24 protein-coding genes are annotated in these 26,065 nt (G+C 36.9%); 6 read left to right on the top strand and 18 right to left on the bottom strand.

The window, feature by feature from the left end; translation table 11 throughout:
• Positions 1-143: 143 nt before the first annotated feature.
• The 4 genes from BR30_RS0118315 to BR30_RS0118300 form a co-directional block, all read right to left on the bottom strand.
• On the bottom strand, positions 144-608 hold the full coding sequence (locus tag BR30_RS0118315) for a hypothetical protein (protein ID WP_026566242.1): 465 nt from the start codon (positions 606-608) through the stop codon (positions 144-146).
• Between the two features lie 105 nt (positions 609-713).
• Positions 714-2,252, bottom strand: coding sequence for an aldehyde dehydrogenase family protein (locus BR30_RS0118310; RefSeq protein WP_026566241.1), 1,539 nt, complete (start codon positions 2,250-2,252; stop codon positions 714-716).
• A gap of 15 nt (positions 2,253-2,267) precedes the next feature.
• The gene (locus BR30_RS0118305; RefSeq protein WP_026566240.1) at positions 2,268-3,365 is read right to left on the bottom strand and encodes an SDR family oxidoreductase; all 1,098 of its coding nucleotides are present in this window, start codon (positions 3,363-3,365) and stop codon (positions 2,268-2,270) included.
• 139 nt (positions 3,366-3,504) lie between these two features.
• Entirely contained in the window at positions 3,505-5,085 is a 1,581-nt protein-coding gene (locus tag BR30_RS0118300; RefSeq protein WP_026566239.1) for a peptide chain release factor 3, read from the bottom strand.
• A gap of 175 nt (positions 5,086-5,260) precedes the next feature.
• On the opposite strand from BR30_RS0118300, the gene BR30_RS0118295 reads away from it, so the two are divergent.
• The 3 genes from BR30_RS0118295 (at position 5,261) to BR30_RS0118285 (ending at position 7,951) form a co-directional block, all read left to right on the top strand.
• Positions 5,261-5,521: a hypothetical protein gene (locus BR30_RS0118295; RefSeq protein WP_026566238.1), complete on the top strand. Its 261-nt coding sequence runs from the start codon at positions 5,261-5,263 to the stop codon at positions 5,519-5,521.
• Positions 5,522-5,669: 148 nt separating this feature from the next.
• A complete protein-coding gene (locus BR30_RS0118290; RefSeq protein WP_026566237.1) occupies positions 5,670-7,409 on the top strand; it encodes an AAA family ATPase in 1,740 nt (579 codons plus the stop codon).
• A 125-nt stretch (positions 7,410-7,534) separates the two neighbouring features.
• Positions 7,535-7,951, top strand: a complete 417-nt coding sequence (locus BR30_RS0118285; protein ID WP_051633677.1) for a YkvA family protein — start codon at positions 7,535-7,537, stop codon at positions 7,949-7,951.
• Positions 7,952-7,977: 26 nt separating this feature from the next.
• Here the strand turns inward: BR30_RS0118285 and BR30_RS36055 are convergent, their stop codons facing one another.
• Both BR30_RS36055 and BR30_RS0118275 read right to left on the bottom strand, forming a co-directional pair.
• On the bottom strand, positions 7,978-8,103 hold the full coding sequence (locus BR30_RS36055) for a YjcZ family sporulation protein (protein WP_081825507.1): 126 nt from the start codon (positions 8,101-8,103) through the stop codon (positions 7,978-7,980).
• Positions 8,104-8,137: 34 nt separating this feature from the next.
• Positions 8,138-8,233, bottom strand: a complete 96-nt coding sequence (locus BR30_RS0118275; RefSeq protein WP_026566235.1) for a YjcZ family sporulation protein — start codon at positions 8,231-8,233, stop codon at positions 8,138-8,140.
• Between the two features lie 282 nt (positions 8,234-8,515).
• On the opposite strand from BR30_RS0118275, the gene BR30_RS0118270 reads away from it, so the two are divergent.
• Positions 8,516-9,286, top strand: a complete 771-nt coding sequence (locus BR30_RS0118270) for a glycerophosphodiester phosphodiesterase (RefSeq protein ID WP_081825551.1) — start codon at positions 8,516-8,518, stop codon at positions 9,284-9,286.
• A gap of 84 nt (positions 9,287-9,370) precedes the next feature.
• Here BR30_RS0118270 and BR30_RS0118265 read toward each other — a convergent pair whose 3' ends face one another.
• The 4 genes from BR30_RS0118265 to phaQ all read right to left on the bottom strand — a co-directional run bounded on the left by BR30_RS0118265 (position 9,371) and on the right by phaQ (position 13,070).
• Positions 9,371-10,207, bottom strand: coding sequence for an undecaprenyl-diphosphate phosphatase (locus BR30_RS0118265; protein ID WP_026566233.1), 837 nt, complete (start codon positions 10,205-10,207; stop codon positions 9,371-9,373).
• Positions 10,208-10,430: 223 nt separating this feature from the next.
• Positions 10,431-11,636: a coiled-coil domain-containing protein gene (locus BR30_RS0118260; RefSeq protein ID WP_026566232.1), complete on the bottom strand. Its 1,206-nt coding sequence runs from the start codon at positions 11,634-11,636 to the stop codon at positions 10,431-10,433.
• 419 nt (positions 11,637-12,055) lie between these two features.
• Positions 12,056-12,652 (bottom strand): hypothetical protein, encoded by a 597-nt coding sequence (locus tag BR30_RS0118255; protein WP_026566231.1) that lies wholly within the window; start codon positions 12,650-12,652, stop codon positions 12,056-12,058.
• A complete protein-coding gene (gene phaQ / locus BR30_RS33935; protein ID WP_035445734.1) occupies positions 12,633-13,070 on the bottom strand; it encodes a poly-beta-hydroxybutyrate-responsive repressor in 438 nt (145 codons plus the stop codon). Before phaQ ends, BR30_RS0118255 begins: the two co-directional genes overlap by 20 nt.
• A gap of 153 nt (positions 13,071-13,223) precedes the next feature.
• On the opposite strand from phaQ, the gene BR30_RS0118245 reads away from it, so the two are divergent.
• Positions 13,224-14,006: an alpha/beta fold hydrolase gene (locus tag BR30_RS0118245; RefSeq protein ID WP_026566230.1), complete on the top strand. Its 783-nt coding sequence runs from the start codon at positions 13,224-13,226 to the stop codon at positions 14,004-14,006.
• 68 nt (positions 14,007-14,074) lie between these two features.
• Here BR30_RS0118245 and BR30_RS0118240 read toward each other — a convergent pair whose 3' ends face one another.
• The 8 genes from BR30_RS0118240 to BR30_RS0118205 all read right to left on the bottom strand — a co-directional run bounded on the left by BR30_RS0118240 (position 14,075) and on the right by BR30_RS0118205 (position 25,235).
• On the bottom strand, positions 14,075-15,136 hold the full coding sequence (locus BR30_RS0118240) for an alpha/beta fold hydrolase (protein WP_051633676.1): 1,062 nt from the start codon (positions 15,134-15,136) through the stop codon (positions 14,075-14,077).
• A gap of 2 nt (positions 15,137-15,138) precedes the next feature.
• Positions 15,139-15,687, bottom strand: coding sequence for a hypothetical protein (locus BR30_RS0118235; RefSeq protein ID WP_026566228.1), 549 nt, complete (start codon positions 15,685-15,687; stop codon positions 15,139-15,141).
• 19 nt (positions 15,688-15,706) lie between these two features.
• Positions 15,707-16,360 carry a hypothetical protein gene (locus BR30_RS0118230; protein ID WP_026566227.1) on the bottom strand — a complete coding sequence of 218 codons (654 nt, stop codon included), beginning with the start codon at positions 16,358-16,360 and terminating at the stop codon, positions 15,707-15,709.
• Between the two features lie 41 nt (positions 16,361-16,401).
• Positions 16,402-19,005 carry a bifunctional acetaldehyde-CoA/alcohol dehydrogenase gene (gene adhE / locus BR30_RS0118225; RefSeq protein WP_026566226.1) on the bottom strand — a complete coding sequence of 868 codons (2,604 nt, stop codon included), beginning with the start codon at positions 19,003-19,005 and terminating at the stop codon, positions 16,402-16,404.
• 288 nt (positions 19,006-19,293) lie between these two features.
• Positions 19,294-22,053, bottom strand: a complete 2,760-nt coding sequence (gene ppc, locus BR30_RS0118220; RefSeq protein WP_197032356.1) for a phosphoenolpyruvate carboxylase — start codon at positions 22,051-22,053, stop codon at positions 19,294-19,296.
• A gap of 172 nt (positions 22,054-22,225) precedes the next feature.
• On the bottom strand, positions 22,226-23,377 hold the full coding sequence (locus BR30_RS0118215; protein ID WP_026566224.1) for a cadherin-like beta sandwich domain-containing protein: 1,152 nt from the start codon (positions 23,375-23,377) through the stop codon (positions 22,226-22,228).
• An 85-nt stretch (positions 23,378-23,462) separates the two neighbouring features.
• Positions 23,463-23,912 carry an SRPBCC family protein gene (locus tag BR30_RS0118210; RefSeq protein ID WP_026566223.1) on the bottom strand — a complete coding sequence of 150 codons (450 nt, stop codon included), beginning with the start codon at positions 23,910-23,912 and terminating at the stop codon, positions 23,463-23,465.
• A gap of 141 nt (positions 23,913-24,053) precedes the next feature.
• Positions 24,054-25,235: an LL-diaminopimelate aminotransferase gene (locus BR30_RS0118205; RefSeq protein ID WP_035445732.1), complete on the bottom strand. Its 1,182-nt coding sequence runs from the start codon at positions 25,233-25,235 to the stop codon at positions 24,054-24,056.
• Between the two features lie 180 nt (positions 25,236-25,415).
• Between BR30_RS0118205 and BR30_RS0118200 the strand changes: the two genes are divergently transcribed.
• Complete coding sequence (locus tag BR30_RS0118200) at positions 25,416-26,051, top strand: YczE/YyaS/YitT family protein (RefSeq protein WP_026566221.1); 636 nt, start codon at positions 25,416-25,418, stop codon at positions 26,049-26,051.
• Positions 26,052-26,065 lie beyond the last annotated feature (14 nt).

The following is a 26,065-nucleotide window of genomic DNA, read 5'->3' as shown; positions in this document are numbered from 1 at the left end:
TGTTCCCAATGTATAAAAAGCTTATTTTCACTACATAATTACGTTACATCTCCAGCAATTTGTGGGGGTTCATTTTTTAAAAATTTTCCCAATAAAAAGCTTCAAACCAGAATATCCTGATTTGAAGCTTTTTATAAGTAATTTTAATTTTTAAGCTTTAAAGAAAATAAAAATTTAATTAAAAAACCAATCAGCAATCCAGGAATTAAAAACAGCATCGGTAAAAAGACTGGACCAGGATGAATTTGAAAAATTGTAACCTTAGGTGATACCATTAATCCTACAGTAACAAAATAGGCACCGAAGACAAACGGAAAAAACGAGTATTTTTCATTTTCAGACATAGCTGAACGATAACCATCCCACAAGGAAAACAAATAGACACACGGGTAAAACATAAGCCATTGATAATTAAGTACCTTCTCTGCATTGTTAATTTCTCCTAAGAAACTATACATTATTGCCGAATTAAAGTGACTATTTGCATTGATCATTACTTCTAATGCAACAAACAATATTCCTTTGATATATTGACCCATTAACAATTGACTAAAACCAGGAAAAGCAATATTCCAAAAAACAGCTTCAAGTTTGTTCATCTTTTTCATCGTACAGTCCCGCTTCTCATGGCATATTTTTCAAGCTAAAAATAACTTAACTTAGTTTATCCATCTATGCCAAAAAATAGCGGATATTCAATTATTTTTCCCAACTTAATTCTTTTTGAGGATGCGTAGGTAGGTTTGTGAAAATTTAATCCAGTTTCGATTGGTTTGGAAATAACTTTTAAAAAGTTGAAGAAATAATGGGAATTTTCCTTGATAAGGATACCAATGAATTTCACTTTTTTTCCGGCCGGTGTCCTCGACAATGGCTTTTTCATGGCAAAAAATTCTTAACCCAGCATCCCCATGGTACCTGCCGATTCCACTTTGTTTTGCCCCTCCAAAGGGAAGGCCATGATTGGCAATACTAATAATTGCGTCATTTATAACCACTGCCCCTGATACGAGTTTAGAGGATACTCTTCTCGCTTTTACATGATCATTTGACCAAACGCTTGCATTTAATCCATAAACCGTATCATTTGCAAGACTAATTACTTCATCTTCACTCTCAAATGGAATGACCGGCAGAAGAGGTCCAAAGGATTCTTCCTGGATTATTTTCATTTCATGGTTCACATTTGTAACTACCATTAGCGGTAAAAACATTCCACTATCCCATTTCTCAGGCAATAGACCGGTCTCTAGTCTTGCGCCTTTCCTCAATGCATCCTCTAACTGATCCTTTACGATTTCTATTTGAGCCGGGAAGGTCATCGAACCGACATCGTCATCTTCATCGGTCCCCTGTTTTAAGGTTAAAATCTCTTTTTTTAATAGGGATAGAAACTTAGGATAAATTGACTTTTCAACATACAGCCTTTCTGCACTCATACATACTTGACCACTGTTAGTAAATGCAGCCCACACTGCCCCTTTTGCCGCACGTTCCAAATGAGCGTCTGCAAATACAATCATTGGATCCTTACCACCAAGTTCTAGCGTTGTTGGAATAAGATGTTTTGCAGCAACTTGTTGAATGATTTTCCCAGTTCGGACAGACCCTGTAAAGAAGATATAATCTGGTTTCCCATTTGTAAAAGCTGCCCCTATCTCTTTTCCACCATGTGCAACTTGAACAACTACCATAGGAAAGCCTGCTTTAGCAAAAAGTTCCTCCATACATTTGCCTACCAGTGGAGTTACTTCTGATGGTTTTATTATCACTGTGTTCCCTGAGGCCAAAGCACTAAGCATCGGGACCATCGCCAATTGGAATGGATAATTCCATGGCGAAATTACCAAAACCACTCCCCTCGGCATGTATTCAATAAATGATTTCTTACCTATCAATAAAAGAGGCGTTTTTACTTCTTGACGCTGTAAAATTTTCTCCCCATGCTTTATTATCTGATCAATACTGTCAAGGGTTGGCATGATATCAGCTATTAAAGCCTCCGTTACCACTTTTCCAGTGTCCGCAGCGATTGTTTTTGCTATCTCTTCCATCTGCTCTACGATAATATCTTTAAGTTTTAATAGGTAAATCCCTCTTTCAGACATCGTCAGATTACTCCACTGCTTAAACGCTGTTTTACTCCTATGATAAAAGATATCGACTTCGCTAACAGGTGTTTCAGGAATTTCCCCCAACTGCTCTCCTGTTGCTGGGGCAATTATTTTAAGCTTTTCTTGAATGGCATCCATCAGTCATCACCCCTGTTATAAAATATTAATTTGAAAAGTTGGGTTATTTTTTTGTTGTAAATAAAATGATGTCATGGGTTCAATCCCATCTTTAAAGTCAGGACAGGCAATCCCCGATTCCCTTAAATCTGCGACCGCTTGTGTGCAGTCGAATTGTCCTTTCCAAGTAAAGTAATCCAATGCTTCTTTCTCTACTCCTAGATATTTGCGAATCGATTTAATTGAAAGGAACCATTTTCCTAGAGTTAATGGTATCATTCCTTTTGGCTGTTTGTTTAGCATTTCTTGCATCATGATTTCATATATTTCTGAAGCACGATAGGGATGAGGGTCTGTTAGATGGTACGTCTTTCCAGCAGCTTTGTCTAATTGGCTTAAATACGTAGTGGCTTGAATAATATAATCTATTGGAACTAGGTTCACATAGGCTTCACCTTTTCCTAGTCGAGGGATGAGAGGGAGAAATTTTAACCGATCTAAGAAGTTCATAATAAAATAGGGACCATCAAATTTAATGGTTTCTCCCGTATCGGAATGGCCTTTGACAATCCCCGGGCGAATGATGGTAACAGGTACTTCTTTTTTTAAAGTTTCCACCAAAACTTCTGCTTCATATTTTGTTTGTTCATAGTGATTTTTAAAACTCGTTGGTTTGATAAGTTCCGTTTCATAAAGAGTACCTTCTCTATTTCCGACCACATAGGCAGTACTAAAATAAATATATCTTTCTATGTTTGGTAATCTTTGTACCCATTCATTTACGTTTTCTGTTCCGTTAACATTCACTTTTTGAGCAATTTCTCTTGGAACGGCTAAATCATAAATGGCTGCTAGATGAAACACATGGGTAACCCTGTGTTGTAAAACTTCTTGTTCTTGTTCTGTAATAGCAAGATACGATTTTCTTATATCTCCAACAATAATGTTGAAGGTGGACTCATCTAACCCAAATTCCGCTATTATAGCCTCCGATTCTTTTTTTGCTCTTTCAACAATATCAGGCAGGACTAGGACAAAAACAGAAACATTCAATTGTTTGCTTTTTAATACTTCGCGAATCAATTGATTACATATGAACCCAGGAAACCCAGTAAAAAAGAAGCCTTTTTCCAACTTATCTCCTCCTTAGTCTTTATCAAGACGATTGTAATCATTGTAAAGTCCTAAGAAAAGATTCGTCCATGGGTAATTAGTTTGAATTTTCAGTTTTAATAAAAGAAAAAAAGTGACGGATTCTATTCCGCCACCAATCTTAATCATGTTGGTCCATTGGATTATAAAGTTTAACCGATGGATTTTTCTCTTGAAACCATCTGAGAGCAAAGTCATTTTCAAACAAAAATACATAATGATCATATCTGTCTTTAACTAACATTGAACGAGAACTCGATAAATTTTCATCAACCGTTTCACTATCAACCCACCGAGCAATTTTTGAACCCATTCTTTCCATTAAAACCTCGGCATTATATTCATTTCTCATCCGATGCTCAAACACTTCAAATTGTAATTGACCCACGGCACCTAATAAATAATCGTCCATTTTAACTGTCTTATATAGCTGAATGGCTCCTTCTTGAACCAGTTGCTGAATTCCTTTATAAAAGGACTTCTGCTTCATGACGTTTTTAGCTGAAACCCTGACATACAATTCTGGAGTAAATTGCGGCAGTCTTTCATATTGAAAATCATTCTTTCCAGTAGTTAAAGTATCACCAATTTGATATGTGCCTGTGTCGTATAACCCGATAATATCTCCACTTACCGCTTCATCGACTGTATTCCGTTCTTCTGCCATAAATGATGTTGATTGAGACAGCTTGATTTGTTTATTCAAACGCGGAATATTCACTGTCATTCCCCGCTCAAATTTCCCAGAACACACACGTACAAAGGCAATCCTATCTCGGTGTGCAGGATTCATATTTGCTTGAATCTTAAACACAAAACCTGAAAATTGTTCCCCTAACGGATCAATTTCTCCAATGGATGAATTGCGCGCCATTGGCGGCGGAGCAAACTTTAAGTATGACTCTAAAAATGTTTGAACTCCAAAGGCTGTTAACGCACTTCCAAAAAATACTGGTGTCAAGTTACCTGCAGCAATTCTTTCAGGTGAAAACTCATTCCCCGCTTCGTTGAGAAGCATAATTTCATCTAGCGTTTGATCATAAAGTCCGGAATCTTTTAGCGGATGGTCACCAGCAATTTCTCCGTCATCATTTAAAGGTATAAAACGGTCATCCTCATTTACACGGAACTGTTCCACTCGATTGTTAAAACGGTCATAAATTCCAAGGAATTCTTTCCCCATCCCAATCGGCCAGTTCATCGGGTATGATTCTATGCCAAGAACCTCTTCTAATTCTGCTAACAGTTCAAGGGGGGGCTTGCCCTGGCGATCGAGCTTATTCATAAATGTGAAAATAGGAATCCCGCGCATCCGGCATACTTTAAATAGTTTGAGTGTTTGTGCCTCTATCCCCTTGGCAGCATCAACGATCATTACAGCACTATCTACAGCCATCAATGTCCGATACGTATCTTCACTGAAATCTTGGTGTCCAGGAGTATCCAAAATGTTAACTCGGAATCCTTCATAGTCAAATTGCATGACACTGGAGGTAACGGAAATTCCCCGTTGCTTTTCAATCTCCATCCAGTCACTAGTTGCAAACTTTCCTGTTTTTTTCGCTTTTACAGTTCCCGCATCTCGAATAGCGCCTCCGAATAATAATAATTTTTCAGTTAGCGTAGTTTTTCCGGCATCTGGGTGGGAAATAATCGCAAATGTCCGGCGTGACAATACATCTTCTTTAAAATTGTTACCCATTTCGTTTTCCTCTCTTTTGACAATAAAAATTTTTGTCCATAACTTCAATCTTATCTCTCAAACGGAAACTTTGCAATATTTCTTTAACCCGGAGAGCATAAAGAATATAATGAAAGAAAGCGGTAATGATGAAAAATAAGTACCGTGAGTACATAACACATCGGAGGTACATGACTTGGATATTACTAAAATCGATCAGCAGACCCTGAATTTATTGCATAAAGCCTTTGAAATTATCCTCAACGAAAACAAGATTTCTTATAAAAAAATGGGAATCGCTGAAGAAGATGCCCAATTATTATTCTTGTTTGAAGGACAAGATGAAAAAGTTCATGTTTTTAAATGGAATAAAGCATCCTGTATCGGTGCCAGTATTGGGGCAATTGCTCAAAGTGTATTACTGCCAATCATTCCACATCTTCGATTATTATCGTAGCTTTTATAAACCACACCAGCACATTTATAAAAAATCGTGCTGGTTTTTTTTTGATGCAGGCATTTTCGTTTCCCAACGATTCCCACATCCATTTTTCTGGAAACCCCTTTATAATAGAGTAGAACTCTGTTGAAGGAGATGAAGAAAATTGAAGCCAAGTATAAAAAAAGTTTCTAAGTTTATTCCGCTCATAGCAGCGTTAATATTAGTTATTGCAGGAATCGTCTGGATTATTCAAACTACCAATAATGAAGTAGCTATACCATTCTCTTCTGTTGAGAAAACCATTCAAGCCCAACAAGGAAAAACTGTTAGTATAACTGAAAAACCCGATGGAAGTCTTTATATTCATGCCGGTGAAACAGTATATCTTTCCCATGTCCCACCAAACAGCCAAATGGTAGATAGGTTGGTTGTTAAATATAATATCGAATACTCATATTCAAAGAGCAGTAAATATGGAAAATGGATATTAGGCGGCGTTATACTTCTGTTGGCTGGGGCAGCATTCTCGCTTCAAAAAACAAAGGGCGGCTTTGGATTAAATAATTCAATGAAAAATAGTGTATCCAAGTCCCAAATCCTTCCCTCCATTAGTTTTACAGATGTAGGTGGCCTCGGAGATGAAATGAAGGAAGAAATCTTACAAACACTCTCGACGTTGAAGGAACCGGAGCGAGCTTCCAAATTAGGTATTAAACCACCAAAAGGAATTCTGTTATACGGTCCGCCAGGTACTGGTAAAACTTTACTGGCCCAAGCCATTGCCCATGAATTAAAGGCGGCTTTCTTTTCAGCAAGCGGTTCGTCCTTTAATGAAATGTTTATTGGAGTCGGGGCAAGCCGAGTTCGCTCATTGTTCAAAGCAGCCAGAAAACAAGGTCCTGCCGTTATATTCATTGATGAGGTCGATGCTTTAGCTGCAAAAAGAAAGGCACATGGCGGTGAGGAAGCCGAAAAAACCTTAACAGAATTACTTGTGCAACTTGATGGCGGACATTCAAATGATGGCATTCTTTTTATTGCTGCCACAAATAGAAAAGACATGTTGGATGAAGCCTTCCTTCGTCCAGGAAGAATCGACTTCTCTTTCCATGTACCACTTCCAGATACAAAAGGAAGAAGAGAGATTATTGAAATACATGCTAAAGATAAATCATTTGACAAGGATGCTCTTGCACAATTAGATGAATTAGCAGAAAGTACTTCAGGCTTTTCAGGTGCGGAACTCCAATCGCTTTTCGAAACAGCAAGTAGAAGAGCTGTTCGGAACGGCCAAGAAATGATACAAAAGGAAGACATTGACTATGCCCTTGATCGAACGATTTTAGGGAGCACTTCCCGGTCTTTACAAGATTATGATACAAAACGAAGGGTCGCCATTCATGAAGCCGGTCATGCCATTGTAGCATCGTTAACGAAGCCGGGTTCAGTAAGAAAAGCAACTATTATCCCTCGTGGTGAGGCGCTCGGGTATGTTGCACCAATTCCAAAAGAATTGCATTTATCTACAACCAGTGACTTGTTAGAGCGCGTCGCAATGGTATTAGCTGGCGGGGTTGCTGAGAGAATGCAATTAGGGGAACACAGCATCGGCGTAAGTGGCGACGTTCAGCAAGCAAAACAAATTATCGAACAAATGGTAGATACCGGTATGCTTCAAGAAGGATTTACATTGACCTTCAATAAACAAGATAAAGAAGAAAAGATGCAAGAGCTATTTGAAAAAGCTTTACAAAAAGCAGAGAGTCTTATTAATAACCATCAATATCAGTATCAACAATTAGTCGATGCATTATTAAAGAAAGAAACACTTGAAGGCTCTGAGATTGAAGAAATAGTTTGGGGAACACCGGCAACCATAAGTGATAATATGGTCTTAGTATAAATATAACCTACGAAAACCAGGTGCTGCTAAGAGGGCACCTGGTTTTCATTTATGATGAATCATCTAATGTTTTTTTCATTTGGTGGTAAACTAAGCATGGACTTCACAAAAAGGAAGTGAATGAATTGTTCGGTAAAACTAAGATTTTTGAAAAAGAGCAGCATAAATATTCTAATGAAGCAAAAGAATACCTTCGCAACCCGCAAAAAACAGAGGGATTGCTTAACAAAGCAATAAAAATGGCAAATGAGAAAAAAGGAAGTTTAGGAGAAGTTTGGGAAAAATTGCAATTATTTTTTGAATTAGTTAAAGCCTATTCAAAAGGTGAATATAAAAATGTCTCACCCAGCACAATTCTTTCTGTCATTGGTACCCTTCTTTACTTTGTTTCACCACTTGACTTAGTACCAGATTTCATTATTGGTCTTGGCATCCTTGATGATGCAGCTCTAATTGGCTTTACGGTAAAGAAAATCTCCACTGAATTAGATGCTTTTAGTAAATGGAAACGAGCTTTTTCAGATGAAAACCCGCTTGATTAAACAAGCGGGCCTTCTTTTTTATAGTATTATCTAAAGCAAGCTGCACCGACAATAATCAAGAGGATAAATAATACTACGATTAAAGCAAATCCGCCGCCGTAACCGCATCCGCCATATCCGTATCCGCATCCGCCATATCCATAACCAAACATTTTTCATGACCTCCTTTTTATCTAAGTCAATTTCTTAATAGCACCATGAAGCCCCAATAATGATTAACAAAATAAATAAAACGACTAATAGGGCAAATCCGCCGCCGTAGCCACCAGCTGCACCTGACATTTACATTACCTCCTTTTCTTAATTCCATATATCCTATTCACTTGGTTAAAAATGTGCGATAGACACATATCCAAATTACCCAGTTTAAAAAAAAAAGAAGAAGCCCATAATTAAGTAAAAAATCAAGTACACTAAAGGATATTAGCCTTCAGAAAAAAATTTTTTACAATTTTATCCTCTCCCAATTGACATTCTTTTCTATTTTTCATACCATGTTCACAAATAAATATAGATTGGGGCCCCAACTTGAGGAATGCTGCTACGCTTTTATTAATATTTATCATGATAATATTACGAGCAATAACACGGTTTTGTGAGAAAAAGAAAGAAAACTCCCCTTTGAAAATTGGTCATAGAGGTGCGGCAGGCTACTGTCCAGAGAATACAATTTCATCCTTTAGGAAAGCCGTAGAATTAGGTGTCGACTACCTCGAGCTTGACATTCAGATGACAAAAGACCGTGAATTAGTTGTGATACATGATCCAACCGTTAACAGGACAACGAATGGGAAAGGGAAAGTAAAGGATTTTACTTTACAAGAAATTCAAAGTCTTGATGCAGGAAGTTGGTTTCATTGTAATTTTGCGGGTGAGAAGATTCCATCTCTCTCTGAAGTATTTGAGGAGTTTGCTGGGAAAATTGGCTTTTTAATTGAATTAAAAAAACCCTCACTCTATCCCTTAATGGAGGAAAAACTTGCGGAGGAACTGAAAAAAAGAGAGTTAACATCCGTTGACAAGCAAATTATTGTTCAATCCTTTGACCGTAGTGCACTTAAACGGTTTCATGACCTTCTGCCCACCATTCCAATTGGCATTTTGGTTAAAAACGCCGGTGTGAAGATGATTTCGAATAAGAATTTAAAGTCATTTTCTAGCTATGTGTCGTATGTAAATCCCAAAATAACCATGGTGAATAAGCGGATGATTAAAAGAATTCACCACCATGGCTTTAAAACAATGATTTGGACTGTTAATAAGAAGAATGACTTAAAGACGCTTAAAAGTTTCCATGTAGAAGGGATCATCAGTGACTTTCCGGATTTATCATAATCTATTTGAGTATATATACAAAAAAACAGCAGTGGAGAAACGATACGTTTCCCACTGCCAGTTTATTCATTCTATAGGCCAATTTTAGAAGAATATGAAATAAAGCATGATTGCCAGCACAATACGATAAATGGCAAATGGTAATAATCTTATTTTGTTAATAAGCTTTAGGAAAAAGCGTATAGACAAAAGAGCAAAAATAAAGGCACTAATAAATCCTGCAATAAAAATGGGGAGGGCATCCAAGGTCATATATTCCCAATTCTTTAATAAAGAGAGAAAACTAGCGCCGGCCATGATTGGTACAGCCATAATAAAGGTAAAATCAGCGGCAGCACGGTGACTCATCCCCATCAGAACTCCTCCTGAGATCGTTGACCCTGAACGAGAGAATCCTGGCCAAAGTGAAAAGCATTGAAACAAACCGACAGTGAATGCTTGCTTATAAGTAATTTGATCAACTGTTTGCACTTTCGGACGTTTTGGACCTAAAATATCAGCAAGAATCATTAGAATCGCCCCAATAACTAAGCCAATTAAAACAGTTGCAGTTGAAAATAAGTGCTCATCAATATAGTCGTTAAAAAGGACGCCTAGTACACCGGCAGGTATTAATCCCACAATTACTTGAGAAAGCTTTAGACGGCCTTGTCCTTCTCCTGAATCTGCTTGTTTTTTGAAGCGCCCTAACCCTAATAAATCAATAAAGCGATCTTTAAAGGTGACAACAACCGCCAATATGGAACCAAGTTGGATAACGACTTTAAATGTGTTTGCTCCATGCTGTGTTAAAAACTTTTCGGATTGCAGCCACATATCATCCACGATAATCATGTGCCCAGTAGATGATACTGGTGCAAATTCGGTTAATCCTTCTACCAGCCCTAGAATAATAGCTTTAATAATCATAAGTAGTTCCATTTCTGACAATCTCCTAACCTTGTTGCAAAAGTATTGTAAGTGATTAAATTTATAACTCATCCATTTTACTCATTAAACAATAACAATGCAATATTTTTTAAATTCCAGTTTACACTCCATTATTATTAACGCAGGCGTTCAAAAATTAGTTTCATGTATTTTTTTCCAAAGGAAAAATGCGGCGTTAAAGTATTGCCACATTCAGTGTTTTTTCTTTATATTGTTAGTCGTTTATGATTCTCATAACACGCCCATTAAACTTCTTTTTGTAAAATCCTTGCGTTAAATCTGCAACGGCAATTCCGGTTGAACTTTGAGAACCAATGAATTTACCTCCGCCAAGGTAAATCCCTACATGTCCATCAATTTTATAAGTGTCAAAGAATACTAGATCTCCAGGACGTGCTTCACTCAGGGTAACTCTTGATCCAGTATTTTTTAGGAGATCTGTATGAGCGCCCACTTTAATTCCAGCCTGTCTAAAAGCCCACGCAACAAATCCCGAACAATCAAATCTACCATGGGCGACATCATAAGAGTTTCTTCCCCCTCCAAATACATAAACGGAGTTCCCAATATATTTTTCTCCAGCTTGAATGACCACATTAATGGTTTCATTGGTGGTTGTAGGTAAAGGAACATTCACATTTACGGTTTCATTATTCTTATCCGTCCCCTTAGAATTTTGGGCTTCGTTTAATAATAGCGCTTCTTTTATTGCTAGTGTCCCATCTTTCTGTTGTAAATCTGCTTTCTCAGAAAGTTTTTCCTGCTCTTTCATCTTAAGTTCTGCTTTTAAAGCGTCATTTTGCTCTTTTTGTTCTAATATTTGTTCTTGCATCCCTAAAAGTTCCGTTTTCATATTTTGCAATTCGGTTAACTTTTTCATTACTGAAGATTGTTTAGTTTGGACTTCTTTCTGATCCTCTTTATACTGTTTAACTAGATCTTGGTCTGCTTCCACCATAGAAGCAACCGCACCAAGTCTTTCTACAAAATCACTAAAGCTTGAAGAACCTAGAAAAACGTGTATATAGCTAACCTGACCACCACTTTCTTGAAGCGATAAGGCACGTTTTTTTATTATTTCATTGCGTTTATTAATTCTCTCTTGAATGGTTGTTATTTCTTCCTGAAGATCCCTCACTTGGGACTGTGAGGCTTTTACGTTTTCCTCTGTTTGAACAATCATTTTATTATTATCTTTAATGGCTTGCTCAACTCTGTTAATTTGTTCAACTAGTTTAATTAATTCATCTTGGACTTGAAAAATTTCTATATTTGCTTTTGAAATATCTGTTTGAAGACCTGATCGCTGATCCTGGACACTTTTAAGTTTATTTTCCTTCGCATATACTTCTGGACTAGAGAAAACACTCCCGAGTCCCATAATAATGGTCGTACATAGTGCGATTATCTTCTTTTTCAAATTGGTTCCCCTGCCTTCTTAAAATAGACATCAAGCATCTAAGACGAATTATGTATTTTAATTTCTAGGTAACACGACAAAAATCCTATGTAATTACCAATTCACAAATCTATGAGATCTAATTATGTAGGTCAATCTTCATACAAACTTTCCAATATCATCTTATTTTGTCCCAACTAAAAGTATATCAACTATCTTTGTCAAATGAGTAATATTATTATTACATTTATATTTCAATGGCAATTATTGGTTATAAGTCAATTAAATGTATAATAATTCTATATTTGAATTCCTTCAACAAATAAAAAGAACCACAATCTCTATAATTTTAAGAAAAGAGATTGTGGTTCTTATGAAATGCAATGGATACTTATTTTACTCAATGCAGTTGATTCTCCTTAGAAATTGATAAATAGTAGCTACTGCATCTTAACAAATTCTTTAAGACTATCTTTGCTTCGATCAATAATGTTTAAATGAGTATCTCTTGCTAATTTAATATATTCCTTCCCAACCTTTTGCCATGCATTACTCTGGTCACGACCAATTGCAACACTTGATTCTGCATTTTTTTCAAAATTATCTTCCAACTGGTCAACTATATGGAAAACTGATTTAATTGGTGTTAATGCTAATTTCTCAATTTGTCCAGAAACATCTAAAATCTGTTTTTTAAGTTCTTCTCTCTCGTTCATTGGTAAATCATCCTTGATTTCTTCTTTACCGAATGAGAATTGCTGCATTAGTTCAGAAACCATTTCCTTATTTGTTTTTTTCGACTGTTGATACAAACTCGCAACTGATTTTCTAAATTGTTTATTAAAATTAATGACCTCTTTTAATGCACTAATGTATGCATCTTCTCTATTCTCCCGAAACTGTTTTGCCCTTTCACTTGAAAGCTCAAATTGATCCCAAAATGTGTTTACAAATGATCCTACGGCCATCGATTCTTCTACTGTTGGTACATTTGTTTCTTTAGTAGCCTGAACCGTTTCACTTTTCTTCTGTGCCATCGTCTTTCCTCCTCTTTTTATTATTGTCTTTCTCTATTGTATCCTTCTTATGGAACGAAGGAATGTAGAGCTCAAAGAAACTGGTATACATGTTGAAAAATTGATCTAATAACGATTGATATGTTTCTAATTGATTGGCGTAACCCTTTAAGTATGTAACTCCGGCGTGGGTTATTGAATATTTTCTTTTAGCAGGACCGCTCCCATTTGTATCCCATTCTGAAGATAGAAGCTCGTCCTTTTCTAGTTGTCTTAACAGTCTGTATAAATTCCCCTGGTCAAGCGTCTTAAACCCGAATGCCTCTAGCTTCTGGCTAAGTTCATACCCATGAAGTGACACCCTGCTAAGAAGCAATAAAATAAATGGCAGCACAAAATTTTTTGATGGATTAATCGTTTGATTGTCCTGATTCACCATATCTTCATCACCTCATTCTATATATATGTATTTTACACCTATGAGTAATTTTTTGTCAACTCAACAAATATTTATGAGTAAAAGTTAAAAAGTTGGTGTCTACACTTCCCTCTATTTGACAATAGACAAATAATACTAAAAAGGTGGTGTGAAATGGAAAAAGCAAGAATTAGTGAATTGGGAGTACCTTATATACATTTAGGTACAGGCGATCCGTTGGTCTTGATCCATGGATTAGGTGAAGTAAAAGAAGGGTGGGAAGACCAATTTGAATTGGCTGATCAGTATGAGTTAATCATCCCTGACTTACGTGGTCATGGAGAATGCCGTAAGACGGAAGGAATATCAATAAAAAACTTTGCCTTAGATATACTCGGGTTATTAGCGGAATTAAAAATTGAAAGCGCTCATATTTTGGGTCTGTCAATGGGTGGTGCAGTTGCACAGGAGATTTACCGACAGGCACCTGAACGCTGCCGCACTCTCCTGTTAATTAGTTCATTTCATTATTTTCCTAAGAAACTGAAATGTGTATTATTTGAACCAAGAAAAGAACTTCTCCAGCAGATTTCATACATGAAAGAGCACTCTTATTATGCTGCACGAATGGCACTTTATTCGTGGAATAAGGACACGCTTGAAAAATTCAATAAGTTTTTCCAACCAAAACCTCAGATATTTGCTGACTCATTAGTAGCATGTTTTGAGGTAAATAATTTATCGTTATTACCGAGGGTAGATGTTCCGACCCTTATTGTTGGAGGTCAATACGACTCCGTCTTGCCTGTTTGGATTCAGGCTTGGATGCACAAGTTGATTCCACATTCAGAGTTTATCATTATGAGAAATACCGGCCATCTGGCCAAATTGGAGGCAAAAGACCGGTTTAATAAACTCTTAAGGACTTTCCTAACTCAACAAAAAACTGCTTCATAACTTGTAATAGCAGGAAGGATGGGAGTTCTTTCCTGCTATTACCTTTTCCTCTCTTAACAAAGAAATTCCTAAATTTCTTGTGATCGTGAGCAGAGCCATTTGTCCGCAAAAATGGCAAACTTTCCGGTTAAGGCTAGAGAAACATGTCCACCTTCAAATACTTCGTACGTTTTATCTTCACTGGAAACCATGTCAATAACAGGGAGGCTTTGTTTCTCTAGTATCAAAGTATCTCGTGATGTTGAGAAGACAAAGAATGAACAATGGATATTTTTTAAATCTACTTTCTTGCCGCCAATTGTAAGCTCTCCTTTTAGGAGTTTGTTATCTTTATAGAAATCATTAAATAGCTGTTTGAAAGCAGCCCCTGAAAATGATGCGGAGTCTTTTGTCCACCTGTCCATCCGCCGCCATTTTTCAACATATTCACCATCATGTGCACGGGAGATCAGGTTTACCCATGGACTTACGTAGACGGGTGAAAGTCCTCTAAACATTCCATACATGATTTCAGATGGAATCACACCATAAACCTCAGACAATCGATCAAAATTAATTGTCCCTTTTTGAAGTCCTTTTAACCATTTATCAGGAACGATTCCTATACTGAAATCAATTGGTACCGTTGCAAGAACTAAATTCTTAATAGGCAAGTTTGTTAGTGAGGTAAAAATAGCGGCAATTGTACCTCCTAAACAATAGCCAATCATCGATATTTCTTTTGCACCGGAATGCCGTAACGCACGTTTGACTCCATTTTCCAAATAATCAAGGATATAATTATCAAGAGTGATATCACTATCTTCATAACCAGGAGAACCCCAATCAAGGAAGTAAACATCATATCCTCTTTCCGCTAATCCTCCTACTACACTACTTCCTTCCCCGACATCTAAAATATACGATTTATTTAGCAGTGAATAGACTAAAAACACAGGGATTTGATATATTTTTTCTTTAGCAGGATGAAAAAATAATGTTGATTTATTTTTTTTCCAAACAATTTCTCTCGGTGTTGAAACAATATCTGGTTTCGGTTCTGTTAAGACTTTATAGACTTGTTCCCATCTTAAAGATTCCTTTTTCAAATCAACTAATGAAATATTTCCTAGTGCATTAGCAATCATCATTCTCAGCCCCTTCCATCCTCACTGCCAGCACCAGTCAGAACAAGCACATTTTCCCTGTCTTTTGTCTGCTTTGGCTGCACAAGATTTTTCAAGGCGGCAAGTTCCTGTTTAATCTCTGTTAATTGAGAGATTTCTTGTCTTAAATTTTGAAACTCTGTTTGAATGAAAGCTGATTCAGCCTTCATCTGTTTTATAATCGTCACCATTTCTTGAAACATTGCTACGTTTCCCTTATTTAAGGATTCTAAACTATCCTGTAAATTCCAAACCTGTTCTTCTAAAATATCAATTTTTTCTTCGGTTTGAAGAGATAATTTTGCTACATTTGCAATATCTTTTTTGGTTGGAATATTTATTACACTCGCTATGAGTTCTTGGTTCTTTCTTAACCGCTCCATATATCTTGCATGACTGTCTGTCCCAACCTTAAGAAGTCGAACGAATTCATTATTGTCAGTCATCATGTATAGCATGCCATTCAATTGTCGTTCCCACAATTCACTTATTCGTCTAAATCCTTGCAATGGATCATTGGTTTTATCCTTTGTCATATGCTTTTTGCCTCCTTATTTAGGAATTTGTAATCTCTACTTCTTTCTCCAAGTATTTATTAAATGGAAAAATCAACGGTTTAATTTGTCGTGCAAATAGATTGACAAAGCCTTTTTGATTTTCAAAGATTAGGTTTCCAACTTGTTTAACAGCCTTGATATATTGCTTCCTGCCTTTTTTCCTAAGAGCCACATACTGCTCAATCGTTTCAAGATATTTATCCATTGCTTGATTTTTGCTAATAACTTGGCAAGGTGTACTTAGAATCGATGTGATTCTTTTTTGAATCTGATCTATCTTGGCATTGATTTCTTCGTATGACCTAAGTGGAAAGAAATGCTGCAGACTAGTGGTGGACATCAAAAATTCCTCTCTTGCGGTCCTTTCCCATTTAGTAAATTCCTTATTAAATTTCTCTTCCATATCTTTTATGTTTTCTTGATTCCTCTGGATGTTATCCGCAAAAAACATGGCCTCTTTTAGAAATACCTCATCTCGGAAGTCTGCACGCTTGGCCCATTCGTCTAATTCATGAAATGCATTGGTCCAGAGAATGTCTAGGCTTGATAGTTGTGAATCGCTCACCTCTTTTTCTCTAATTTGTTCAGCCTCCTTATTAATGGTTTCAAGGATAGGTTCTTGTTCTTTTTCAATTTCTCTTTTCTCAGACATCCTACTCGCATCCTTTTCATGAACTTTTTATTTCTTCCTTTTTATATACCACTAAAGGCCTGACGATAAATTTCTGCAAGTTCGCCTATAAATGGTTGTTTTGGATTTGCAATCGTATCCTGATCGTCAAATGCACGTTCTGCGAGAACGTCTACTTTACTTTCAAATACTTCTTTACCGACTCCGCATGCTTCAATACTCATCGGGATTTCTAGTTCCTTCGTTAATTTAATAATTGCTTGGACTAGGCTTTCAATACCTTCCTCTGTCGTACCCGCAGGAAGCCCAAGCATTTTAGCAATTTCCGCATACCGTTCATCGGCTATGAAACTTTCATATTTAGGGTATGTCATGAACTTATTTGGTTTGGCAGCATTGTAACGGATTACATGAGGTAAAAGAATCGCATTGGCGCGTCCATGTGGAATATTAAATTCAGCCCCTAAAACATGAGCAAGGCTATGGTTAATTCCAAGGAAGGAATTGGCAAAAGCCATCCCTGCTATTGTAGAAGCATTGTGCATTTTTTCACGGGCAAGTTCATTACTTCCATCTCGGTAAGCTATGGGCAAATACTTAAAGACAAGTTGAATGGCTTTTAATGCAAGTCCATCTGTAAAGTCATTGGCCAATACGGAAACATACGATTCAATCGCGTGTGTCAACACATCCATCCCGGTGTCAGCAGTAACATGCTTCGGAACCGTCATAACAAACTGTGGATCGATAATGGCTACATCCGGTGTCAATTGGAAATCCGCAAGTGGATATTTTATATTTGTTTTATTATCTGAAATAACAGAGAAGGCTGTGACCTCTGAAGCCGTTCCGGATGTTGTTGGAATCGCAACAAATTTTGCTTTACCACGTAGAGTTGGGAATTTAACAACTCTTTTATTAGGATCAAAGAATTTTTGTGTTAAGCTATGAAAATCAGTTTCTGGATGTTCGTAAAATAGCCACATCGCTTTTGCGGCATCCATCACAGAGCCTCCTCCAAGAGCGATAATACAATCTGGCTGAAATCTTCTCATCCGCTCTGCACCAATTATTACAGTATCAATGGAAGGATCAGGCTCAATTTCGGAGAATGTTTCAAATTGGATTGTACTATGATTCTTGTTTAGATAGTAAACAACCTTGTCTACATAGCCATTTTTGACAGCACTATTGCTTGTGACAATGAATGCCTTTGACATTCCTGGAATAGACGCGAGTATTTGGATTGAATTTTTTTCAAAGAAAATTTGCGATGGTACTTTAAACCACTGGGTAAATGTTCTTCTTTTTGCCACCTTTTTAATATTTATGAGATTTTGTGCTCCTACATTTTGTGACACAGAGTTCCCTCCATAAGTACCACATCCGATTGTTAATGACGGTAATGATGTATTATAAATATCCCCGATTGCACCATGTGTCGATGGTGTATTGACCATGATTCGCCCTGCCTTCATACGTAGTGCAAACAAATCTACTAAACATTGGTCTGCGGTATGAATAGATGCTGAATGCCCAAGACCACCATATTCCAAGGTTTCTTCAGCAATTTGCATACCCTCTGCAAAACTATTAACCTTGTAACAGGCAAGAATCGGACTTAATTTTTCACATGAGAGCGCATATTTTGGCCCTACACCCTCTATTTCTGCAATAAGAATCTTGGTATTTTCAGGAACATTCACCTCTGCCAATTTGGCAATCATTGTGGCAGGTAACCCGACAATTAAATGATTAATGGTATTCGTTTTTTCAAAAATGGCAACCTTCTCCACCATTAATCGTTCTTCTTCATTAAGGAAATAACAATTATTTATAATCATTTCCTGTTTCACTTCATCATAAATCTCCTGATCAATAATTAATGCCTGTTCAGAAGCACAGATCATCCCGTTATCAAAAGTTTTCGACAGGATAATGTCGTTAACAGCCCGTTTGATATTAGCTGTTTTTTCAATATAACAAGGTACATTACCTGCACCAACTCCAAGTGTGGGTTTACCTGAACTGTAAGCTGCCTTTACTAGATTTGGCCCACCCGTTGCTAGAATGAGAGAAACCTTTGGATGCTTCATTAAGGTCTGAAACGCTTCATGTGAAGGGACTTCAATCCACTGTATGCAATTCTCTGGTGCACCTGCCCTAATGGCTGCTTCCTTCAGTAATATCGCCGTCTCCGTACAACATTTTTGACCAAACTGCGGGAACGCAAAAATAATTGGGTTCCTTGTTTTAAGTGAAATCAATGATTTAAAGATCACAGTAGAGGTTGGATTTGTTATTGGTATAACAGCAGCAATCACCCCTACTGGCTCAGCAATCTCTACCATTCCTTCATTTTCGTTTTTGTTGATTACACCCACTGTTTTCATGTCTCTAATATTGTTATAAATGAACTCAGTCGCAAACATATTTTTGAATACCTTATCTTCATAAACCCCTCTTCTTGTTTCATTTATAGCCAATTTTGCAAGATTCTTATGATTTTGAAGTGCAGTAAGAGCCATTTGTTTGACAATTTCATCAACCATCTCTTGGTTATAAGTACGGAATTCGCCAAGTGCTTTCACTGCATTATTTGCTAACGTATCGATTATTGAAATGATTAGATGTTTTTCATGTACTACCTTTTCTTCAACTGCCATGTAATATTCCCTCCAAGTTCATTCCTTTTTCATTGATTTAACTAAAAATAGACTTGTATCTCCTTATAATTACGTGGAATTTCACTCCTTCTCTCTTCTGGTTAAAATATAGCACGTTGGATAAATCGAAAAATGTCGAATTTAGCGTAAAAATGAATGAGTAACCATTCATTTTTAAAGAATTCATAAATTTTTCATAAATTTTTCATAAATTTTTCATAAATTTCCACCTAAATAAAAAAGCCATAAATCCTTTTTGAAAAAGAATTTATGGCTTACTTTTATAAATCAACCAGTATTCCGTAATCCAGCTGATATTCCACTGATGGTTAGCAAAACCTCAATTAATAGGTCTTCGTTAGATCCACCTTGATTTCGCAGTTCTTTTATTAACTCTACTTGTAAAAAGTTTAACGGATCGACATATGGATTTCTTCTATATACTGAATCCTTAATATTTGGTGTATGATCAAGCAATTCTTTATCTCCTGTAATTCTAAGAAGAATTTCTTTGGTTCTTTCAAATTCTTCAAGAATATTAGTAAATATTCTTTCAGCAATCGTTTGGTCTTCAACAAGTGATAAATATTCTCTGGCCGTCGTAATGTCTGCTTTCATTAATGCCATTTGTAAATTATCAATCGTTGATTGGAAAAACGGCCATTTTTCATACATATCCTGGAGAATATTCAAATTTTGTTCTCCCTTTTCTGCAAAACCTGCTAAACCAGTTCCGGCTGCATACCATGCAGGAAGCAGTTGGCGGCTTTGCGTCCAAGCGAATACCCAAGGAATAGCCCGTAAATCTTCAAATCGTCCTTGATTTTTTCTGCTCATCGGTCTAGAGCCGATGTTTAAGTCCCCGAGCTCTCTTAGTGGTGTTGCTTCAGTGAAATAGGTAAGGAAATCTGGATCACCAAACACCAATGATTGATATTTTGTTAAGGCTAAGCTTGAGATTTCTTCAATCGTCTCAACCCAAATTGGATCACGTTGATAACCTTGCTCTGCTTCTTTAGATATATGTGCAACGGCTAAAAGTAACGTGGAGGTTGCTTGCTCTAAACTACGGTAGGCAATATCCTCAAGCAAATATCTTGAAGACAAAACTTCACCTTGCTCGGTAATTTTGACACCATCTCCAATCGTTTCAGCCGGCTGCGACAGGATACTTTTATTTAATGGACCGCCGCCACGGCCTAACGAACCACCACGGCCATGGAAGAACTTTAGGCCGATTTGGTACCTTTTCGCCATTTCATGAATTTCAATTTGAGCCTTATATAGTTTCCAGTTTGCTGTCAAGGTACCACCATCTTTGCTTCCGTCTGAGTAGCCAAGCATGATTTCCTGCTGGTCCCCCAATATTTGCAAATGATTACGATAGACAGGCATCTCGAAAAGTGTTTCCATTATTTTTGGTCCAGCTGTTAAATCGTCGATTGTTTCCAGTAATGGAGCCACATGTAAATGACTTTCTAAAGTGCCATCTGCGTGAAGGCGATAAATCCCAGCCTCTTTCGCAAACACAAGTACCTCAAGCAAATCACTTGGAGATTTTGTCATGCTCACAAGATAAACGGAAATAGCCCGCCTTCCGAATTCTTCGTGTGCCTTCTTAATCGTTTGGAACACTTTAATCATTTCCTGTGTTTCCGCAGAGTAGTCTTCATTTAGTAATAACAGTGGACGAGGATCTAATAAGATATTTTGCAATATTTTTAGTTTTTCTTCTTCAGACAGATCCGCATAATTTTCGGTGATACTGACTTTGCGCAATATTTCTGTCATGGCTGCTTCATGTTCGCCGCTATGATTTCGAATATCGAGTGTAGCTAAATGAAACCCAAATAATTGTACTTGTCTGATCAGCTTTTGAATAATCTTTAATTCATGAGCTGATGGATGGTGCTTTTTCAAACTCCTTTTAATCACATTCAAGTCTTCTAATAATTCATCGGCAGATTTATAGCCTAAGTCCGTTTTACCTACTTGTTTTACACGTTCAATAATAATTGCAAATGCTCGGCGGTATGCTTCACCTTTATTTGGCCATTTTTGGTCATCAGTTAAGTATGTATCTTCTTGCTCAATTAATGTAAGAAGATCATTACTTACCTCTACCCTTGAAGTGGAATGACTGTATCGTTTCATTAATTCCACTAAAGCTTTTTTATATTTTTTTAAGACGAGTCTTCTTTGTTTTTTCAATGTCTCCCAAGTGACATCATGTGTAACGTTTGGATTTCCATCCCGGTCCCCACCAATCCATGAACCAAAACGCAAGAAATTAGGAACTTCCCATTGTGTATTTGTGAAGTTCTTTTCTAAACCCTCAGCCACTTCTTGATGAATTTCTGGCAGAACTTCGAAAAGAGTTTGATCAAAATAATACAAACCATTTCGAACTTCGTCTATAACAGTAGGCTTGTTTTGTCGTAATTCATCGGTTTGCCAAAGTATTGAAACTTCATTAAACAAACTTTCTTCAAGCTTTTTTCTTTCTCTACTTGTTAATAAAGGGTGATCGAGACTTTTAAGAATTTCAGCAATTCGCTGCTGAATTTCAAGTATGGACCGTTTCGTTGCCTCTGTTGGGTGAGCTGTAATTACAAGCTCCAGAGATAAAGTATTTAAGGTATCTTGAATGACATCTTCTTCAATATCCTTCTCTTTAAGCAAAAGAATCGCACTTTCAATCGAAGCAGGTTGGACAACCGTTTCCTCTTGAAGTTGGTACTGTCTTCTTCTACGCATGCGATGGTTCTGTTCCGCTGCATTAATCAAATGAAAATACATTGAGAATGCTCGAATAACTTGTTTCCTCATCGGAGCATCTAGACTAGAAATTTCTTCTTTTAAGGCATCATAAATTGATTGATCAAAATTTTCTCTTAATGTTTTACACATTAAACGTATTTTTTCCACTTTATCAAATAATGCAGAACCACTGTGATTAATTAGAATATCTCCTAACATTTTACCCAGTAATTTTACATCACGCCGCAACGGAAGACTGCTGTCATTTACTTTTACTTCTGTTGTCATAATGCCACCTTCCTTTAATCTCAGAATTCGCTAAATTTTTTATTTATTAATATACCACAATTTTATAGGACGTGTTAAAAATAAGTTTTCTTTTTTTTTTATAAATTTTCAATTATACGAAAAAAACCTGCGATATGCAGGTTTTTTAGGTGTATCTAAAGTGTTATTTATTTTAAGATTCTCTATCAAACACAAGCACATATGTCTTTCGATCATCATCATCGTACTTAACGACGACAGAAATAATTGTTTTCTTGTCATTTTCCAGTTTAATTATTTTGCTCGTGCCGCCTTCAATCAATATTTCAGAACTGCTATATTTTGCAATCGGCTCTAGTGTTATTTCATCCACATCACTTGAAACCGTCACATGGTACGTAAACTCATCGCTTGTAAACGCGCTGTCATATGTTCCTTCAGACACTGACAGTGAAGAAAGTAATGCTTTACTTACTTTTTCAGTATTTAAGGAACTTTGCTGTTGGGATGTTGGCTGTACAGAATTAGGTCGATTATTTGTTCTTGTACTTGGCTGTATAGAAACTGGATTATTGTTCTGATTTGCTGCAGGTGCTTTGACTTCCACTGGCTTATCTTCCACTGTCTTATCTTCCGAAGCCTTCGCTCTTGTAACTTGGATGGTATATATCTTATTCGTGCCATTTTCAGCTGTTACCGTGATAATGATATCTGACTGACCAACGGGAAGCGAAACATCCACTCCATCTTTCCCTGCTATAGTAGAATTCACCTTTATTGTTGATGTTGCTTCTATCGCTGTCGGTTTAACTGTAATGGCAGGAACTTCATTTGGAACATTAACCTTATAGTCATTAACTTCTGTAGAAAATTTGGGTGATAACTCACCTTTTGATAGTTCAATACTTTGCAAGAAATTATTCGCATTTTTCTCTCTTATTACAGTCAAGGTATAGGTATTTGATGAACCAGTTCCATTATTTACAGATAAAATAAACTTATTTTCACCTGTTTGAAGCGCATAAGTCCCTGTTGTCCCATTGACAATTTCCTGACCGTTGATCGTAATCGATGAATCTGTATTAGAGCTATCTACTAATAAATTTATATTTTCAATCTCGTTGCCAACTGTGGCAGTATATTCAAATAAATTTTCAGTGAATTTCTGATCGAGCTCCATTCCTTCAATTTCTAATTTTGAAAGAGTGCTCGCTAGTTGGTTTTCTTGAACTGTTGTAGGGTTCGTTTCAGCATAGGCAGATGGTATGGATGACTCAGCTCCCACCCATACCAGTGAAATAACAAGCATTACATTTAGGACTTTGTTTGGTTTTAATTGTTTCATCGTTAATCCTCCTGTCCTCTATCTTGGGTGATAGTGGAATTTGGACTAACTTTATCATTGGTTGCTTAAGTTTATCTTAATTTTTTTACCTGCGATGAAATTCTTCTAACTTAGTAGATATGACTGACGCTACCTCATCATCCGATTTTTGGAGTGCTTTTTTGAAAAGGGAATTAGCTAATGATCCCATCGGTCCTGATGCATTGATTTCTAGAAAGCCCGTTACACGAGTTTTATTTTTATTTAAAGCTTTTGCTTCAAAATAACCCTCACCTAAATGTTTTTCATTTGAACGTCTTAATTCAAAAGATACCCTTGATGGTTCATTCCACTCTTTAATATCTATTAATAAACTAACCTTTTTTTTCATTACGCCAAGATCGCTCTTAAATTCCCAACTGATTTGACGTTCATTTATCTTTTCATGTTGAATATAACCAGGTACAAGCGGTGCCCAATTGTTTTCGTCTCGAATAAAGTCCCAAATCACTTCAATCGGGATATCTAATTCTAAATGTTGTAAATCGCTTAGCATTTTATCCCTCTTTCATTTTCAAAGTAAAAGACCCTCTTGCAACAGAAGGTCTTTTAAAAAATATATGTAGAATTTATTATTTATAGAAGAGGCCAGAAGCATTTTGCCAAAAATATCCCCATCACAGATGATATTAGCTTTTTACTTATTTCTTGAATATTCCAATAGGAATTCATGAATTCGTTCAGCCGCTTGGGAGAGTCGTTCTGGTGGTTGTACCATTGCAATCCGAACATAGCCTTCACCTTGGTTTCCAAACGCATCACCAGGAATGACAGCCACTCCAGCTTGGTCAATCAATTCAAAGGCAAACTCACGGGATTTCCAGCCTGCAGGGATTCTTGCCCACACAAACATGGTTGCCGGAGACTTAGCCACTTGCCAACCGCTTTTTTCAAGCCCAGAAATCAACACATCGCGACGGAGTTCATATTCATTCACCTGTGTTTTAAGAAAAGCAAAATCTGAAGTTAACGCCCTTTCTGCTGCTTTTTGGATCGGATAAAAGACTCCATAATCAATATGGGATTTAAATGAAGCCAAGATGTCAATGGCTTGCTCATTGCCAACGACATAACCAATCCGGCATCCAGCCATATTAAAAGTTTTCGAAAGGGAATTAAATTCAATTCCAATCTCCCTTGCCCCAGGGACAGACATGAAACTAAGTTGTGGATTCCCATCGAAAATTAACTCAGAATACGCAAAATCATGAACAACCAAAATATTGTGATGCTTAGCAAAGTCAACTACCTTTTCAAAAAATGACTGATCCGCTAAAGCTGTTACAGGGTTACCAGGATAACTGATTATCATCATTTTTGTTTTATCTAACACATCTAACGGGATTTCCTCAAGCATTGGTAGAAACTTGTTTTCTGCTAATAACGGCATCGGATAGATAATCCCGCCTGCAATATTTACACTTGCCTCATAGATAGGATATCCGGGATCTGGTACCAATACATAATCACCAGGATTAATGATAGCCGTAGCCAAATGAGCTAGACCATCCTGAGACCCCATCAACTGCAATACTTCAGACCCTGGGTTAAGGTCAACCGCATATCTTTGCTTATAAAAATAACTTACCGCGTGATTAAATTCAGGTATCCCTGTCAGGGTGTAGCCATATTTGCTTGAGTCACTGGCGGAATCGATCAATGTATCCACAACAAATGAAGGCGGTGGAAAATCTGGACTTCCTACACTTAAATCAATGACATCCTTACCAGCTTTGATTGCTTTTAGTTTTCGATTCGCTACCTCTTGAAAAATACTAGCCGACATTTTTTTTACTTTTTCTGATGCAACGAGATGCATAGATATCCCCTCTATCCTATGAAAAATTTCAACTATTCTACCATATTTAAATTATATCAATCTAATGAATTCAATTCTATATCCCTAATTAATCATTGATTATTATCACATCATACTTTAGAATCTTAAGATAGGTTTTAATTTTCAGAAAACAGAACGTTTTGTGGAGGTAACTGAAAGATGAAGTTGGTTCAGTATTTATTATTTTTTGCGGGACTAACCTTTTTTGGCTTAGGAAATGCAATTGCTGTTAAGGTAAAATATGTGGGACTACATCCTTGGGAGGTACTTAATGTTGCTCTATTTCAACATTTTGGATTAACCATTGGAACTTGGGGAGTTATATGCGGGTTGATCCTCATTATCATTTCCTTTTTTGTAGCAAGGAGTTATATTAGCATTGGTACCATCCTTAATGCCTTATGTATTGGACCTATCATGGACTTTTTTCTCTGGTTAGATATTCTTCCAAAAGCAACGGGTACTTGGGTTGATTACCTCATTCTTCTCTGTGGAATCATGATTACAGGGGTCGGCGGCGGGATGTATGTCGCAGCAGGAATCGGTGCTGGTCCTCGTGATGGCTTTATGCTATCCATCTCTGATAAAACTAAGTTATCAGTTAGTCAAGCACGCATTATTGTAGAAAGCTTCGTATTGTTGATTGGTTTATTATTAGGAGGACCCGTGTTTATTGCTACTTTCCTTTATACATTCATTCAAAGTCCAATTTTCCATCATTCACTAAAACTATTTAAAGCATTAGTAGAAACGATCAAAAGGAAAAATAGCCGAACTCAAGGTATTGCCCTATAAATAAGACCACGAAG

This window comes from Bacillus sp. UNC41MFS5, assembly GCF_000686805.1.
The sequence above is the reverse complement of the archived record's forward strand: the minus strand, read 5'-3'. Positions and strand labels throughout refer to the sequence as shown.